At 68.4% G+C, this 14,383-nt stretch carries 12 protein-coding genes; 3 read left to right on the top strand and 9 right to left on the bottom strand.

From position 1 onward, the window contains the following. Positions 1–24: 24 nt before the first annotated feature. Together GXK59_RS08060 and GXK59_RS08055 are read right to left on the bottom strand one after the other, a co-directional pair. On the bottom strand, positions 25–486 hold the full coding sequence (locus tag GXK59_RS08060; RefSeq protein WP_024366893.1) for an NfeD family protein: 462 nt from the start codon (positions 484–486) through the stop codon (positions 25–27). Positions 487–633: 147 nt separating this feature from the next. Continuing rightward, positions 634–1,509 carry a methyltransferase domain-containing protein gene (locus GXK59_RS08055; protein ID WP_160665826.1) on the bottom strand — a complete coding sequence of 292 codons (876 nt, stop codon included), beginning with the start codon at positions 1,507–1,509 and terminating at the stop codon, positions 634–636. Between the two features lie 107 nt (positions 1,510–1,616). Here GXK59_RS08055 and GXK59_RS08050 point away from each other — a divergent pair, with 107 nt between their 5' ends. Next, complete coding sequence (locus GXK59_RS08050) at positions 1,617–3,737, top strand: S9 family peptidase (RefSeq protein ID WP_160665824.1); 2,121 nt, start codon at positions 1,617–1,619, stop codon at positions 3,735–3,737. A gap of 54 nt (positions 3,738–3,791) precedes the next feature. Here GXK59_RS08050 and GXK59_RS08045 read toward each other — a convergent pair whose 3' ends face one another. Further along, positions 3,792–4,454, bottom strand: coding sequence for a peptide deformylase (locus tag GXK59_RS08045; RefSeq protein ID WP_160665822.1), 663 nt, complete (start codon positions 4,452–4,454; stop codon positions 3,792–3,794). 40 nt (positions 4,455–4,494) lie between these two features. Beyond that, positions 4,495–5,421, bottom strand: a complete 927-nt coding sequence (locus GXK59_RS08040) for a hypothetical protein (protein ID WP_237393820.1) — start codon at positions 5,419–5,421, stop codon at positions 4,495–4,497. A 90-nt stretch (positions 5,422–5,511) separates the two neighbouring features. On the opposite strand from GXK59_RS08040, the gene GXK59_RS08035 reads away from it, so the two are divergent. Next, on the top strand, positions 5,512–5,898 hold the full coding sequence (locus tag GXK59_RS08035; protein WP_160665820.1) for a nuclear transport factor 2 family protein: 387 nt from the start codon (positions 5,512–5,514) through the stop codon (positions 5,896–5,898). A 43-nt stretch (positions 5,899–5,941) separates the two neighbouring features. Here the strand turns inward: GXK59_RS08035 and GXK59_RS08030 are convergent, their stop codons facing one another. The 3 genes from GXK59_RS08030 to GXK59_RS08020 are packed head-to-tail and all read right to left on the bottom strand — an operon-like array spanning position 5,942 to position 9,035. Further along, positions 5,942–7,075, bottom strand: coding sequence for an FAD-dependent oxidoreductase (locus GXK59_RS08030; RefSeq protein WP_160665818.1), 1,134 nt, complete (start codon positions 7,073–7,075; stop codon positions 5,942–5,944). After that, complete coding sequence (locus tag GXK59_RS08025; RefSeq protein WP_202129086.1) at positions 7,068–7,805, bottom strand: class I SAM-dependent methyltransferase; 738 nt, start codon at positions 7,803–7,805, stop codon at positions 7,068–7,070. Before GXK59_RS08025 ends, GXK59_RS08030 begins: the two co-directional genes overlap by 8 nt. A gap of 6 nt (positions 7,806–7,811) precedes the next feature. After that, the gene (locus GXK59_RS08020; protein WP_160665816.1) at positions 7,812–9,035 is read right to left on the bottom strand and encodes a type III polyketide synthase; all 1,224 of its coding nucleotides are present in this window, start codon (positions 9,033–9,035) and stop codon (positions 7,812–7,814) included. Between the two features lie 138 nt (positions 9,036–9,173). On the opposite strand from GXK59_RS08020, the gene GXK59_RS08015 reads away from it, so the two are divergent. Next, positions 9,174–11,582: an ATP-binding cassette domain-containing protein gene (locus GXK59_RS08015; protein WP_202129192.1), complete on the top strand. Its 2,409-nt coding sequence runs from the start codon at positions 9,174–9,176 to the stop codon at positions 11,580–11,582. A 13-nt stretch (positions 11,583–11,595) separates the two neighbouring features. Here GXK59_RS08015 and GXK59_RS08010 read toward each other — a convergent pair whose 3' ends face one another. Continuing rightward, entirely contained in the window at positions 11,596–13,185 is a 1,590-nt protein-coding gene (locus GXK59_RS08010) for a long-chain-fatty-acid--CoA ligase (protein ID WP_237393819.1), read from the bottom strand. After that, positions 13,182–14,378, bottom strand: a complete 1,197-nt coding sequence (locus GXK59_RS08005; RefSeq protein ID WP_160665814.1) for an acetyl-CoA C-acyltransferase — start codon at positions 14,376–14,378, stop codon at positions 13,182–13,184. Before GXK59_RS08005 ends, GXK59_RS08010 begins: the two co-directional genes overlap by 4 nt. Between the last annotated feature and the right edge of the window lie 5 nt (positions 14,379–14,383).

The following is a 14,383-nucleotide window of genomic DNA, read 5'->3' as shown; positions in this document are numbered from 1 at the left end:
CGGCAGCCGGAATTCTTTTGCGGGCTATTGGATGGCGGTTTCCGGCTGCGGGGCAACGACGGCGGTGGCGCCGTCGATCGCGCTGACGATCGCGTGCTGGCCGGGTGCCAGGACTCCGGTCTCGGAGCGGGCGCTCCAGACGTCGCCGCCGATTTTGACGAGCCCGCCGTTGGCGCTGACCGGCTCCATCACGAGGGCGGATTCGCCGATCAGCCGCTCGACGTTGCTCCGGCGGTCGGCCGGGCCTTTGTGGAGGTGCTTGAGGGCGACGGGCCGGACGAAACCGATCATCAGGAGGGACACCACGCAGAAGGCCACGATTTGCAGACCGAGGTCGGCGCCGGCGAAGGAGGCCACCAGCCCGGCAAGGGCTCCACCGCCGAGCATGATGAAGAACAGGTCCAGGGTGAGCATCTCCACCACGGCGAACACCAGAAACACCGTGAGCCATAACGCCCACCAGTTTTCGGGCAGCCATTCGAACATCTTTTCCCCCTTCGCCCCGGGATCTGCAGGCGCAGACCCTCAGTAACCGTGATTCCATCCTAAGCCGAACGGCATCGAGTGCGGAGGGCCGCGGGAGGCAGTTGATGAAAGTGCCCAAGTCGTTACTTTTTCATCCCTTCCGGCGGGCTAGCGGAGGGGTTCGAAAACGCCGATCCGGAACCGGGCCGACACGGTGGTCAGCGGCGGCAGCCCGGCCGCAAGGGTTGCCAGCGCGTCCCGGTCCAGGTGGTGGCCGGCCGGGCCCATGAGGGCCAGCCGGGAGACATCGTCCGGGGACAGCACGAGGGGCACATCCAGGTCGTCGGCGGAAAGGGCCGAAAAGTGCCCCTCAAGCGAGGCAGCGAGCCGCTCGTCCTTGGCCGGGTCGATGCCGAGCATGCCGGCCCGGCCGGCCACCTCCTCCAGGTGTCCCGGCCGCGGAGTGACCACTATCAGCCGGCCGCCGGGGCGAAGCACCCGGGAAAACTCAGCCACGTTGCGCGGTGCGAAGACCACGGTGACGACGTCGACCGTGCCGTCGGCAACCGGCAGCGGCTGCCACACGTCGCTGACGAGGTTAACGGCTTCGGGGTTCAGCTTTGCGGCCCGGCGGAGGGCGAACTTCGAGATGTCCAGGCCAATTGCCGCGGCGGGTGTCCGGTCCTGCGCCACCCGGTCCAGCAGGGCCCGGAGGTAGTGGCCGGTCCCGGTTCCGGCGTCCAGCACCGTCGCGGGGGCTTGCGGGGTGCCGGCGAGGGTGCGGGCTGCCAGTTCCGCCACGGCGTCGGCGAGGGGGCGATAGTGGCCGGCGGAGAGGAAGTCGAAGCGTGCCGCCACCATGTCAGCCGTGTCCGCTTCGAAGACGGTGCCTTTGCCGACAAGGAAGTTGAAGTAGCCCTGCTTTGCCGCGTCGAAGCTGTGGCCGCCCGGACACACCAGGGTGCGTGCGCCGCCGCCGTCGTTGCAGGCGAGCCTGTCCCGGCAGACCGGGCACAGCAGGGAGGCGGCGGGGACGGTGGGCATAGTGTCCATCCTAGGGGCGGCGCGCCCCGGACGGCCGCGGTCCGCCAAGGCGCAGTCCCGACGTGAGCTATTTCACTGCCGGGGAAACCCGGGCTAGGCTCGCACACGTGAAATCCAAAGATCTGCCGCTGCTGAATTCCGTCTCCGCCCCTGCCGTGCATCCGGACGGCACGCGCGCCGTGGTGTCCGTAATCCGGCCCGACTTCGACGCCGATGCCTACGTCGGCCAGCTGTGGGCGGTGCCGCTGGGCCCGCCGCTGGAACCGAACCGGCCCCCGCGCCGCCTGACCCGCGGTTTCCGCGACACGGCGCCGGACTTCTCGCCCGACGGTCAGGTCCTCGCGTTCCTGCGCGCCGCTGCCGGCGGCAAACCCCAGCTCCACATCGTCGAGGCCGGCGGCGGGGAGCCGCAGCCCGTCACCGACGCGCCGCTGGGAGTATCAACGTTTGCGTGGTCGCCCGACTCGAAGCGCATTCTCTACAGCGCCCGGACCCCGGAGGACGGCCGCTACGGCAGCACCGACGGCGTCTCCGCCGGCAGCGAGGACGCACGGCTGATCACGGATTACCAGTACCGGATGAACGGCGTCGGCTACACCGCCGACAAGCCGCTCCAGCTCTTCCTCGTCGTGCTGCCGGAGCTCGGCGCGGAACCCAAGGTAGCGCCGAAGGGCCGGGCCTTGAAGGCCCGCACCGGAGCTGCCGCCGCCGGAACTGCCGCCGCCGGAGCTGCCGCCGCCGGAACTGCGGCCGATGCGGACGGCGACACAACCGGCGGCCTGCTGCCGGCCGCGCAGCAGCTGACCACCGCTGCCACGGACCATACCGGCGCGGGCTTCAGCGCAGACGGGCGCACCATCCACTTTGTGGCCGCCCTGCACGAGGGCAGCGACGCCGATCTCGCCAGCGGCATCTACCGCATCACGGTGGGCGACGGCGCCGGGGGAGGGGAGCCGGAACCCGTAGCCCCGGCCAACACCGGCCGGCAGAGCGTGCACGCCGTCCGCGAGTCACGGGACGGGCAGTGGCTGTTTTTCCTCGCCCAGGACCTTGGCCAATCGGGCCAGGACTTCGTGGCACGCAACACCGCCCTCTACGTCATGCCAGTGGGGGGCGGCGACGCAACCCGGCTGAGCGATGTCGAGACGATGGACCTGGGCTGCAACGGCCGGATCGAACTCGCCGGCCCCGATTCGGCGCTGCTGCTGAACAACTCCCGGGGAACGGTCGAGCTTGTCGAATTCCGGGCCTCCGGTAACCAACACGTGCTGCTCCAGGGCGGGCGTGTGGTCACTGGTGCCGCCGCCCGCGGGGAATCGCTCGTGATCAGTTTCGCAGACGCGGCGACCGCGGGGGATGTGGCTGTGCTCGAGGACGGACAGCTCCGCGTCGTGACCGATTTTTCCGCGCCGCTGCGTTCCGACGCCGGAATTTTCGAGCCGCTGGAGCTCACGGTCCCCTCAACCGACGGCTATCCCGTCCACGGCTGGCTCGTGAAGCCGCCGGGACAGGGACCCCACCCGGTCCTGCTGAACATCCACGGCGGCCCGTTCGCCCAGTTCACCGGAGCCCTTTTCGATGAAGCCCAGGTCTACGCTGCGGCCGGCTACGCGGTGCTGATGTGCAACCCCCGAGGTTCCGCCGGCTACGGACAGGATCACGGACGGGCCATTAAGGAGAGGATGGGAACCCTGGATATGCAGGATGTCCTGTCCTTCCTCGACGGGGCGCTCACCAAATTCGAGGAGCTCGACGCCGGCGCCCTGGGCATCATGGGAGGGTCCTACGGCGGCTACCTCACCGCGTGGACCATCAGCCACGACCACCGCTTCAAGGGCGCCATCGTGGAACGCGGATTCCTTGATCCCGTGAGTTTCACCGGCTCCTCCGACATCGGCTGGTTCTTCGGCGGCGAGTACACCGGACGCTCGCCCGAACAGATGGCGGCGCAAAGCCCGTTGGCGCGCGTGGACCAGGTGCGAACGCCGTCGCTGGTCATCCACAGCGAAGAGGATCTCCGCTGCCCGGTGGAGCAGGGCCAGCGCTACTTCACGGCGCTCAAACAGCTGGGAGTGGAGGCCGCGTTCCTGGTCTTCCCGGGGGAGAACCACGAACTCTCACGCTCCGGCACGCCGCACCACCGCAAGCAGCGCTTCGACCAGATCCTGCAGTGGTGGGCCCGTTACCTTCCGACGGCGGCAAATCCGGCCGCTGCGCCCCAGCCCTGACGGCCCGGCTCTGAGGGTGCGGCGGGCGCGCGACGTTCGGGCCTGCCAGCGGGGTTAGTCGCCTGGCAGGAACCCGAGTTCCTTCCGGGCGAGGGTGATATCGGGTTGCGCCCAGCGCGCGGAGTATTCGGCGTTGTTGCTGATGGAGCGCAGCTCGGCCCGGTCCAGGTAGAGGATGCCGTGCAGGTGGTCCGTTTCGTGCTGGACGATCCGCGCCTGCCAGCCACGGAACTCCCGCTGCTGCGGGCTCCCGTCCGGGGCGGTGAAGTTGAGCCGCACCTGCTCGGGACGCATGACAGCGGCCTGGAGTCCGTTCAGCGACAGGCATCCTTCGTAGAACGCCACCGTGGCAGTGCCCAGCGGCTCGTAGCTCGGGTTGAGCATGGCAAAAAACGGCAGGGGTTCCCGTCCGCGGGCCGCGGCGACGCCGGGATCGACGTCGAACTGGTCCTCGAGCACCGCGAGCTGCAACGGTATGCCGAGCTGGGGTGCCGCCAGGCCCACGCCTGGCGCCTTGTGCATCACCCTGCGCATCAGGTCGATCAACTGGCCAAGTTCGGCGTCGCTGATCTGCCCGTTGAAGGGCGCGGCAAACTGCCGGAGCACTGGATGTCCCGCCTGGACAATGGTGGGGAGCACCCCGCTGGCCAGTAGCTGCTGGACGGTTTCATGGATGCGGGCGGCGCTGAGGTCAGTCGGCTTGGCGTCAGAGGACATGGCAACAGACTACTGGCGTCCGCAGGCCGTGGTGATGAATTCATAAATGCGTCCACGCAGAAGCGCTCCGGCGTCGATTTTCAGGATGCCGTCGCGTCCGCCCGCGGACACCCGGAGGGGCAGCAATGTCCCCACTTTGTCGTCCGCTATGGCGTGCGGGCCGGATCCCCAGCCGGAACTGCTGGCTGGCACCGCCGGCGCGGACCGACACCGAGCGCGGCCATGGGGCGCCCTGGTCCTCTTCGAGCAGTGGGGTCCCATCGATCCAGTTGATGGTCAGGCTTCCCGTTGAGCCGGGATTCACGGTCCCGGGGGTGCTCCGCGGGGTGATGGCAAGCGTCAGGAGGGCGCCCTGCGCGTCGGCAGACACCTCGATGTCCGGTGCCAACCGGATATCGGCGACCGCGGCGGCCGCCTGGGCGAGGCACATTTCCGCGTTGTTCCTTTCCATCACCCCGTAGGGATCGGTGGCGGCCACTGTGTCGGCGGGCTCATGTCCGCTGCCCTCGGCAAGCCGAAGTGCCACCGCCGTCCCCCCGTTCGCGGGCGCTGTCCGGATTCCGCATTCGGGAGCCCGCAGTTGTGCCGGAAGGATCTTGGTCTGGCGCGGCGGAAGCCCGATCCCGCCGGGTGTCGCCTGCCACTCGATGGTGCCGGAAAAGAGCGGGCTGGACAGGCTTGCACTGAGCACGGTCAGCGGCCCTGCCGTGTTGTTCGTCAACTGGATGGCAATGACTTGCAGGCTGTAGTCGTCGCGAAGCTGGTTGATCTCGGCAGTGATGGGGGCGGCGGAAGCCGCTGGCGCTGCCGCTGCCGTTGGTGTGGCGGACGGAGTGCCGGTCCCGGACGGACCCGCGCTGCAGGAAGCCGTCAGGGCGAGGGCAGCCATAACGGCGGCAACCCTGCCCGCGGGGACGTGACGGGTTCCGTCGGCAGCGCGCCGCTGCGGCGGAAGGAAGCAGCCCATGGGGTCAGTGTATTCCCGGCGCAGGCCCACGCGACCGTGGACTGGCGGCACTTTCCGTTAGTCTCGGTGCCATGACTTCACCGACCCCCCTTGGATTGTGTCCTTGAGTTGCTGCGCGTTATCGAAGCCGGTGGCGGCCCGGCGGACATCGCTCCCTTCCTGGCCGAGGACTACGTCCTGAGCGAGGCGCCCCACCTGCTGGCCCCGGCCGGGGCGGTGCGGAACCGCGACGAGGCCTTGGCCGGGGCGGCCGCAGCCCACGAGGTGGTCTCGGGGCAGCGCTTCGTGGTGCGGCGCACGACCTGTGAGGGGGCCCGTGTGGTGGTGGAAGCCGACTGGACAGCGACGCTGCTGATGGACCTGCCGCATTGGGACACCGGCGACGTCATCCGCGCCAGGATCGCGAGCGTTTTTGAGGTCAGCGAAGGCAGGATAGTCAGCCAGGACAGCTACGACTGCTATTTCACGCCGGCCTGAACTACGCCGTCCGCCTTCCTGCTTCGCGTTTCCGGCAGCGTCTTCACTGCATGGTGAACCGGCGGGCCACGAGCCCGTTGACAGCGGGGACGGCAGCCGCCGCCGCGATGGCGCGGTTGCGCACCGACCAGGGCGCTGCACGCAGCGGCCGCCCCAGGGCCATGTTGATTTCGGACTGGCGGGCCGCCCGGGCGGCTGCGGCCGTGCGGCCCGCCTCGAAGGTCCGCAGTTCTGTTCGCACATCCGCGCCGTCCAGCGCCGCGAGAACCACCGGAGCCAGGGCGACGGCGTCGAGCCAGCCCAGGTTCATGCCCTGGCCGCCGATCGGGCTGATCTCGTGCGCGGCGTCGCCGATCAGCACAGTCCGGCCGGCCACCATCCGGCGGACCAGCCTGCAGCGGACGCCAAAGCGGCTCAGCATGCTGTTGCTGGCGGGATCGACGCCGATCCCGGTGCGTTGTTCGATCATGCGTGCGAGCCCGACGGCGTCCCGGCCGTTTCCGGTGTCCCCGAGGCGCACCACCCAGCGGCGCAGCGATCCCGGCAGCGGGAAGGACTCCACAATCCCCGCGGCTTCCAGGAACAAGGCCGCGTCCGGACCGAATCCGGTCGTGTCGGCGAAGTCGCCCATCAGGTAGCTGTCCGGGTAGTCCTTCGCCCGGACAACGGTGCCGAACTGAGAGCGGACGGCGGACCGGACACCGTCAGCGGCAACGGCGATGGACGCCGTGTAGCGGACCACCGAACCCGCCACCGTGGCTTCCGCGGTGACCTGGCCGCCGTCGTGGTGCAACCCCGTGACCCGGACACCGCGCTGGAGGGCGTCAGGGTCGAACTGCCGGATGCGCTGTTCCAGGAGGGCCTCCGTGCGGGACTGCGGCAGGGCCAGGACGAACGGGAAAGTGGCCGAGACGCCGGCGAAGGACATCCGCGCGAGGGTCCGGCCGCCGCCGACGGCGATGCCGCGCCTGATCGGGACACCTTCCGCCACGAGGGCCTGCGCCACACCGAGTCCCTGGAGCGCGTCCAGCGAGGGGGGATGGATGCCGATGGCCCGGGAGTGCGCCTCGGCGACGGTCCGCTGCTCCAGGATCCGGACGCTGGCACCGTGCTGGAGCAGCAGCGCGGCCATGAACAGGCCCACCGGCCCACCGCCGATCACCAGGACATCAGCCATCCGCGGCACTCCTGTCCGCCTTGTCCTTGTCCTTGTCTGCGTCGTCCTTGTCAAGGACCAGCAGGTTGCGGAAGGGGGCCCGGCGGACGACGGTCCAGCCCGGGGGAGCCACCAGCTGGAGTTCGGCGGCGGTGTAGCTGCGGCGGATGGAGGTGAGCCCGTCCGCCCTGATGTAGGAGCCGGTCAACGGCCACGACCCGGCGAAGAAGAGGGCATACGCGGCAGTGCTGCGCCGAAGGTCGCTGTGGATGACAGTTCCCTGGCAGAGGGCCGCGGACTCAGCCAGGAACGCCGGAAGTTCATCCTCTGCCAGATGGTGCAGCACATGGTTGGACACGACCAGGTCGAAACTGAGGCCTTCGCCGGCCAGCTCGGCCGCCGTGGACTGCCGGAACCTCACGCGGGTGGCCGCATGCCGTTCCGCGGCGAAGCGGCTGGCACGCGGATCCGGATCGATAGCGGTGATCTCAAGGCGGAGCCCGTCCCGGGCCGCCCAGCGGGAGAGCATCGCCGGCACGTCACCGCCCCCGCAGCCGATATCCAGCAGCGTGGCCTCGACGCCCTGGCGGAGGCGTGGCCGGAGCCGGCGGAGATAGATGCCCCGCCAGCCGGAGACGGCCCGGTTGACCAGGGCGAACTGGGCATAGGTGCGGTCCAGCCGGGCCGGGTCACAGCCGGGCAGGTCCATTTCCTCGACGGCGTCCGCCGCCCGTTCGCGCAGCAGGTGCACGGCGTCCTAGGCCAGTGCCGATTCCGGCTGGGTGGACCCGGCGTCGTCGGCCGCGTCGCCGGTCCAGGCCTGCGGTGTTTCGCGGAGCGGGCTGCCCAGCTTCGTGAACAGCGCCGTTTCCACCGTCAGCCCGGGACCGAACGCCATCGAACAGATCCGTTCCCCGCCGTCGTCGGCACCGTCCGCCGTCGGCAGGTCCAGGATGTGCCGGAGCACGAACAGCACGGTGGCGCTGCTCATGTTCCCGTAGTTGCGCAGGGTCTCGCGGGCCGGGACCAGCTGCTCGTCGCTCAGGTCCAGCCGGGACTGGACCTTGTCCAGGATGCTGCGGCCGCCGGGGTGGATGGCCCAGTGCCGGATGTCGCGGTAGGGGAGCCCCCGCAGGGCATCCTCCCGGGCGAGAAGCGGTTCCAGGGCGCCGATGATGTGGTCATCGATGATGTGCGGGACATAGTTTCCCAGGACCATCTCAAAGCCCTCGTCGCCGATGTTCCACGCCATGGATTCCTCACCGACCGGTGTCAGCACGGTCTCGAAGTGGTCCAGTTGCAGAAGCGCGCGTTCCTCCGGGTCCTCCCGGGCTGTCACGATGGCGGCAGCGGCGCCGTCGGCAAACAACGCCGACCCCATGATGGTGTCCGGGTCGTTCGAGGTCCGCACGTGCAGCGAGCAGAGCTCGGCGCACACGACCAGGACGACGGCGTCCGGATCCGCCTCGCAGAAGGATTTGGCCGCCCGCAGCGCGGGGAACGCGGCGTAGCAGCCCATGAACCCCAGATGGTAGCGCTGCACGGCGGGATCCAGGCCGAGGGCGCGGACGATTTTGTAGTCCGGCCCGGGGTTGAAGAAACCGGTGCAGGACACGGTGACGAGGTGGGTGATGTCGTGTGACGTGATGCCGGGGCAGGCATCGAGGGCTTTCCCGGCCGCCTTAATGAAGAGCTTGGTGGCCTCGGTGGCGAAAATGTCGTTGCGGACCTTAGTGCTTGGGCTGAGCAGCAGCCCGGTGCCGGCGTCGAAAAACCGTGGATTTTCCGCCTGGTTGTCCATGGTCATTTCCGCAACGGCAGTGTGGCGGGTGTCGATCGCGGCTGAGTCGAAGCAGGTGCTGACCAGGCGGGTGCCCAGCCTGGTGAGCCCCGGCTGGGCCGCAAAAACGTCCCGGGCTTCCGTTTGGATCAGGACAGTTGGCGGGACAGCAGTTTCCAGGGACCTCAGGTAGACCGTCATGGTTCATTCTCAGTGAGGCCGGCGCAGAAGACAATGGAGTCGACCGCAGATGTGGGCCCGAAGCTGGTTAGATGGAGCCAGATGACGCCGGCGGAGACAGCGGCCGCGGGCCGCCCCGGAGATGGAGACACGATGAGCATGGCCACAACGTCGGAAACGCAGACGGATACGCAGCCGGCCACGGAGTCGCGTGCGCAGCACATTGCCGACACCCACGATCTGATCCGGGTGGTCGGCGCACGCGAGAACAACCTCAAGGACGTCACCCTGGAGATCCCGAAGCGCCGTCTGACGGTGTTCACGGGTGTCTCCGGCTCGGGCAAAAGCTCGCTGGTGTTCGCGACGATCGCCGCCGAGTCGCAGCGGATGATCAACGAGACCTACAGCGCCTTTGTGCAGGGCTTCATGCCCACACTGGCCCGGCCCGACGTCGATTTCCTGGAGGGCCTGACGACGGCGATCATCGTCGACCAGGAGCGGATGGGCGCGAATCCCCGCTCCACGGTGGGCACTGCCACCGACGCCAACGCCATGCTCCGAATCCTTTTCAGCCGGCTGGGATCGCCACACGTGGGGCCCCCCACCGCGTTCTCCTTCAACGTCCCGACGCGCAAGGCGAGCGGGGTGATGAGCACCGAGAAGGCCGGCCGGGTGGAGAAGAGCGTTGTCCAAAACGCCGTCTACCTTGGCGGGATGTGCCCGCGTTGCGAGGGCATGGGCTCGGTCTCGGACTTCGACCTCACGGCGCTCTACGACGACAGCAAGTCACTCGCCGAGGGTGCGCTGACGGTCCCCGGCTACAGCATGGACGGCTGGTACGGCCGCATCTTCAGCGGCGCCGGCTTCAACATGGACAAGCCGATCGCGAAGTTCACCAAGAAGGAGATGAACGACCTTCTCTACAAGGAGCCGACCAAGATCAAGGTTGAGGGCATCAATCTCACCTACGAGGGGTTGATTCCGAAGATCCAGAAATCGATGCTCTCCAAGGACGTCGACGCGATGCAGCCACACATCCGGGCCTTCGTGGAGCGCGCCATCACGTTTCAGGCCTGTCCCGAGTGTGACGGCACGCGGCTCAGCCCGGAGGCCAGGTCCTCGAAGATCCAGGGCAAGAACATCGCCGAGCTGTGCGGGATGCAGATCAGCGACCTGTCCGGGTGGGTCCGCGGGCTCGAGGAGCCCTCGGTTGCGCCGCTCCTCAAAGGCTTGCAGCACCTGCTCGATTCCTTCGCCGAAATCGGGCTGGGTTACCTTTCGCTGGACCGGCCGGCGGGAACTCTGTCCGGGGGAGAAGCCCAGCGCACCAAAATGATCCGGCACCTCGGCTCGTCCCTCACCGACGTCACCTACGTCTTCGACGAGCCGACGATTGGCCTGCACCCGCATGACATCGAGCGGATGAACCGGCTTCTGCTGCAGTTGCGCGACAAGGGCAATACTGTGCTCGTCGTCGAACACAAGCCCGAGACCATCGCGATCGCTGACCACGTCGTTGACCTTGGTCCCGGTGCGGGCACCGAGGGCGGCCGCGTCTGCTTTGAGGGAAGCACGGAGGGCCTTCGGGGGAGTGACACCATCACCGGTCGCCACCTCGATGACCGGGCCAGGGTTAAGGAATCGGTGCGTACGCCGTCCGGGACGCTCGCGGTGCGGGGCGCCTCGACGCACAACCTCAAGGCCGTGGACGTCGATATCCCGCTCGGGATGCTGTGCGTGCTCACCGGTGTAGCCGGTTCGGGGAAGAGCTCGCTGATCCAGGGGTCGGTCGCCGGCCGGGACGGCGTGGTGGTGATCGACCAGGGGGCCATCAAGGGGTCACGGCGCAGCAACCCTGCGACGTACACGGGTCTTCTCGAGCCAATCCGCAAGGCGTTCGCCAAGGCCAACGGCGTGAAGCCGGCGCTGTTCAGCTCCAACTCAGAAGGGGCGTGTCCCACCTGCAACGGAGCGGGCGTCATCTTCACCGACCTGGGCGTGATGGCCACCGTCGAGTCCACCTGCGAGGACTGCGAGGGCCGGAGGTTTCAGGCGTCGGTGCTGGAATACCAGCTGGGCGGCCGCAACATCGCCGACGTGCTGGCAATGTCAATGACCGGGGCCGAGGCGTTTTTTGCTGCCGGTGAGGCGAAGACACCGGCAGCGCACAAGATCCTCGACCGGCTCGTGGACGTGGGGCTGGGCTACCTGACCCTCGGACAGCCGCTCACCACCCTGTCCGGCGGCGAGCGGCAGCGCGTCAAGCTGGCCACGCAGATGGCCGAGAAGGGCGACGTGTACGTCCTCGACGAGCCCACCACCGGCCTGCACCTCGCCGATGTCCAGAACCTGTTGGGCCTTCTGGACCGGCTCGTCGACTCCGGCAAGTCTGTCATCGTCATCGAGCACCACCAGGCCGTGATGGCGCACGCCGACTGGATCATCGACCTCGGCCCGGGTGCCGGGCACGACGGCGGCCGGATCGTCTTCGAGGGCACCCCGGCGGACCTCGTCGCCGGCCGTTCCACGCTCACCGGCCAGCACCTCGCGGCCTACGTCCAACGGTGACGGGCCCGGCCTTCTAGGACACGGTGGACCCGGACGCCAGGTTTCGTTTGAGGATTTTTCCGCTGGGCCCGAGGGGGAGCTCCGCGAGCAGCCTGATGATCCGCGGATATTTGTAGGCGGCCAGCTGTGCGCTTGCGAATTCGATCAGCTCGGTATCGGTGGCTGTGGCTCCGGCGTCGAGCACGATCGCGGCCGCGATCTCCTGGCCGTGGACGTCGTGCGGGACGCCGTAGACGGCGGCGCTGACTACTTGCGGGTGGGTAAGGAGGATTTCCTCCACCTCCCGGGGGTAGACGTTGTAGCCGTTCCGGATAATCATGTCCTTCTTGCGGTCCACGATTCGCAAGTAGCCGTCGTCGTCCTTGGTCCCAAGGTCCCCCGTGCGGAACCAGCCGTCGACGATCGCCTCGGCGGTGGCCTCTGGCCGGTTGAGGTAGCCCTTCATCAACAGGTGTCCGCGGACGACGAGCTCGCCCAGTTCGCCCAGGGGCAGCAATTCGATGCTCTCGACTGTTTCGGCGCGGGCAATTTCGATGTCGACACCCCAGATCGCGGTCCCGATGGTGCCGGGCCGGGGTGGTGTGCCCACGTGGTTGAACGCTGCCACCGGGGACGTTTCGGTCAGCCCGTAGCCTTCGTGGATTTCGATGCCGAAGACGTCGTGGAATTTGTCCATGACGGCCAGGGGGAGCGACGATCCGCCGGAGATGCCGTAACGCAGCGCGGACGGGCGGTCTGCACCGGCCTTCGCCGCTTCCAGAAGGGCCACATACATGGTCGGCACCCCCACGAAGATGTTCACGTTGTGCCGGTCCATCAGTTCCAGGGCGCCCGCACCGCTGAAGCGGGGCATCATGACGATGGTTGCGCCGGCCCGCAGCCCCGTGTTGAGAACGACTGTCTGGCCGAAAGTGTGGAACAGCGGCAGGCCGCCGAACAGGACATCGCCGGGCTTGAAATCCATGACGCTCGTCAGCAGGACGGAAGTCTGTTCCACCAGGGCGAAATGGGTGCCGAGGGCGCCCTTCGGCTTGCCGGTGGTGCCGGAGGTGTACAGGATCGTGGCGGTGTCGGAGGGCCGGCAGGGGACATAGCTGTCGATCGGCCGGGACACGGCTGCCTCGGCTTCAAGCCGCGGCAGACCGCCGTCGTCGGGCGCCATCACGGTCAGAAGGTCGATCCCGGTGCTCGCGGCACCCGCGGCACCTTCCGACAGCAGCGGCGCAGCGCAGACCAGCATCCTGGCGCCGCTGTCCTGGAGCACGTATTCGATTTCGCGTGCCTTGAGCAAGGCATGCACGGGAACCACAATGGCTCCCAGGGACAGGACGGCGTAATACACCCGGGCGAAGTCCGGAACGTTGGGGATCAGGACGGCGACGGCATCTCCGGGGCCGATGCCGCGCGCGCGCAGCGCCCCGGCGTAGGCGCGGGTCTCGTGCCAGAGGCTGGCATAGGAGGTTTCCTCCTCACCAACGATCAGCGCGATGCGGTCCGGGGTCCTTCGAGCGGACTCGGCCAGGATGGCTGCGACGGAGATGGTGCCGAAGCCGTCTGTGGGGTGGTTGGTGTTCATGGCCTGCTTCTTCGTTGGGATGGTCATGCCTTCAGGATCAGGGCGTCGCCCTGGCCGCCGCCGCCGCAGAGGGCGACGACGCCGGTGCCTCCGCCGCGGCGCTTCAGGGCCAGGGCCTGGTGCAGGACCAGGCGCGCGCCCGAGGCCCCCACCGGATGCCCGAGGGCGATGGCGCCACCTTCGGCGTTGATGTCCTCCGGCTCGATGCCGAGGTCCTTGGCGGACTGGATGAGCACGGACGCGAAGGCTTCGTTGATCTCGACGAGGTCAAGCTCCTGCGCGGTGATGCCTTCACCCTTGAGGGCGAGTTCGATGGCACGGGCGGGCTGGGAATGCAGGGATCCATCCGGTCCCGCGGTCTGGCCGTGGGCACCGATTTCGGCGATCCACTCGAGCCCTGCAGCTTCGGCTGCCGCCTTGCTGGCGATCACCAGGGCCGCGGCACCATCCGAGAGCGGTGAGGAGGATCCTGCGGTAATAGTGGCCGCTGCGTCGTTCGAGAAGGCGGGGCGCAGTTGCGCCAGGGATTCGGCGGTGGTGTCCGGGCGGATGCCCTCATCGTGCTCGAGAGTCAGCGCGGGCCCTTTGCGTTGGGGGAGGGTGATCGGGGCGATTTCCGCGGCGTACAAACCGGCGGCGCGTGCCGCTTCCGCCCGCTGGTGGGACCGGGCCGCGACGGCGTCCTGCTCGGCGCGGGTGATGCCCCGCTCCGCGTTTCCGGCGTCCGTGGCTTCGCCCATCAGCAGGCCGCTGACCGGATCCTGCAGCCCGTCCCGGTACAGCGAGTCCAGCATCGGGGCCTCCCCGATAACGACGCCGGCGCGGAGCCCGGGCACCAGGTGCGGGGCGTTGGTCATGGATTCCTGGCCGGCCGCAACGATGAAGTCGGCTTCCCCCGCCCGGATCATCCGGGCAGCGTCAATCACGGCGGTGAGCCCGGAAAGGCAGAGTTTGTTGATCGTCACGGTGGGCACGTCCCAGCCGATGCCCGCGGCCAGGCTGGCCTGCCGCGCGGGACCTTGGCCGGCTCCGGCCTGGATGACCTGGCCGACGATAACTGCATCGACCTGTTCGGGGGCGACGCCGGCCCGGTCCAGGGCGGCCCGGATGGCGTGGGCGCCCAGCTCGCTGGAGGAGAAGGGCGTGAGTCCGCCGCGGAAGCGTCCGAAGGGGGTCCGGGCGCCGCCGAGGATGACAGGGATGTTGGCGTTCTGGTTCATGAGGG

It is taken from the genome of Pseudarthrobacter sp. ATCC 49987, from assembly GCF_009928425.1.
GTDB lineage: Bacteria > Actinomycetota > Actinomycetes > Actinomycetales > Micrococcaceae > Arthrobacter.
The sequence above is the reverse complement of the archived record's forward strand: the minus strand, read 5'-3'. Positions and strand labels throughout refer to the sequence as shown.

Coding starts and splice junctions, on each gene's coding strand:
- GXK59_RS08015 (WP_202129192.1), top strand. CDS start 9,174: ATGGCCACAACGTCGGAAACGCAGACGGATACGCAGCCGGCCACGGAG.
- GXK59_RS08060 (WP_024366893.1), bottom strand. CDS start 486: ATGTTCGAATGGCTGCCCGAAAACTGGTGGGCGTTATGGCTCACGGTG.
- GXK59_RS08045 (WP_160665822.1), bottom strand. CDS start 4,454: ATGTCCTCTGACGCCAAGCCGACTGACCTCAGCGCCGCCCGCATCCAT.
- GXK59_RS08010 (WP_237393819.1), bottom strand. CDS start 13,185: ATGACCATCCCAACGAAGAAGCAGGCCATGAACACCAACCACCCCACA.
- GXK59_RS08030 (WP_160665818.1), bottom strand. CDS start 7,075: ATGGCTGATGTCCTGGTGATCGGCGGTGGGCCGGTGGGCCTGTTCATG.
- GXK59_RS08005 (WP_160665814.1), bottom strand. CDS start 14,378: ATGAACCAGAACGCCAACATCCCTGTCATCCTCGGCGGCGCCCGGACC.
- GXK59_RS08055 (WP_160665826.1), bottom strand. CDS start 1,509: ATGCCCACCGTCCCCGCCGCCTCCCTGCTGTGCCCGGTCTGCCGGGAC.
- GXK59_RS08020 (WP_160665816.1), bottom strand. CDS start 9,035: ATGACGGTCTACCTGAGGTCCCTGGAAACTGCTGTCCCGCCAACTGTC.
- GXK59_RS08040 (WP_237393820.1), bottom strand. CDS start 5,421: ATGGGCTGCTTCCTTCCGCCGCAGCGGCGCGCTGCCGACGGAACCCGT.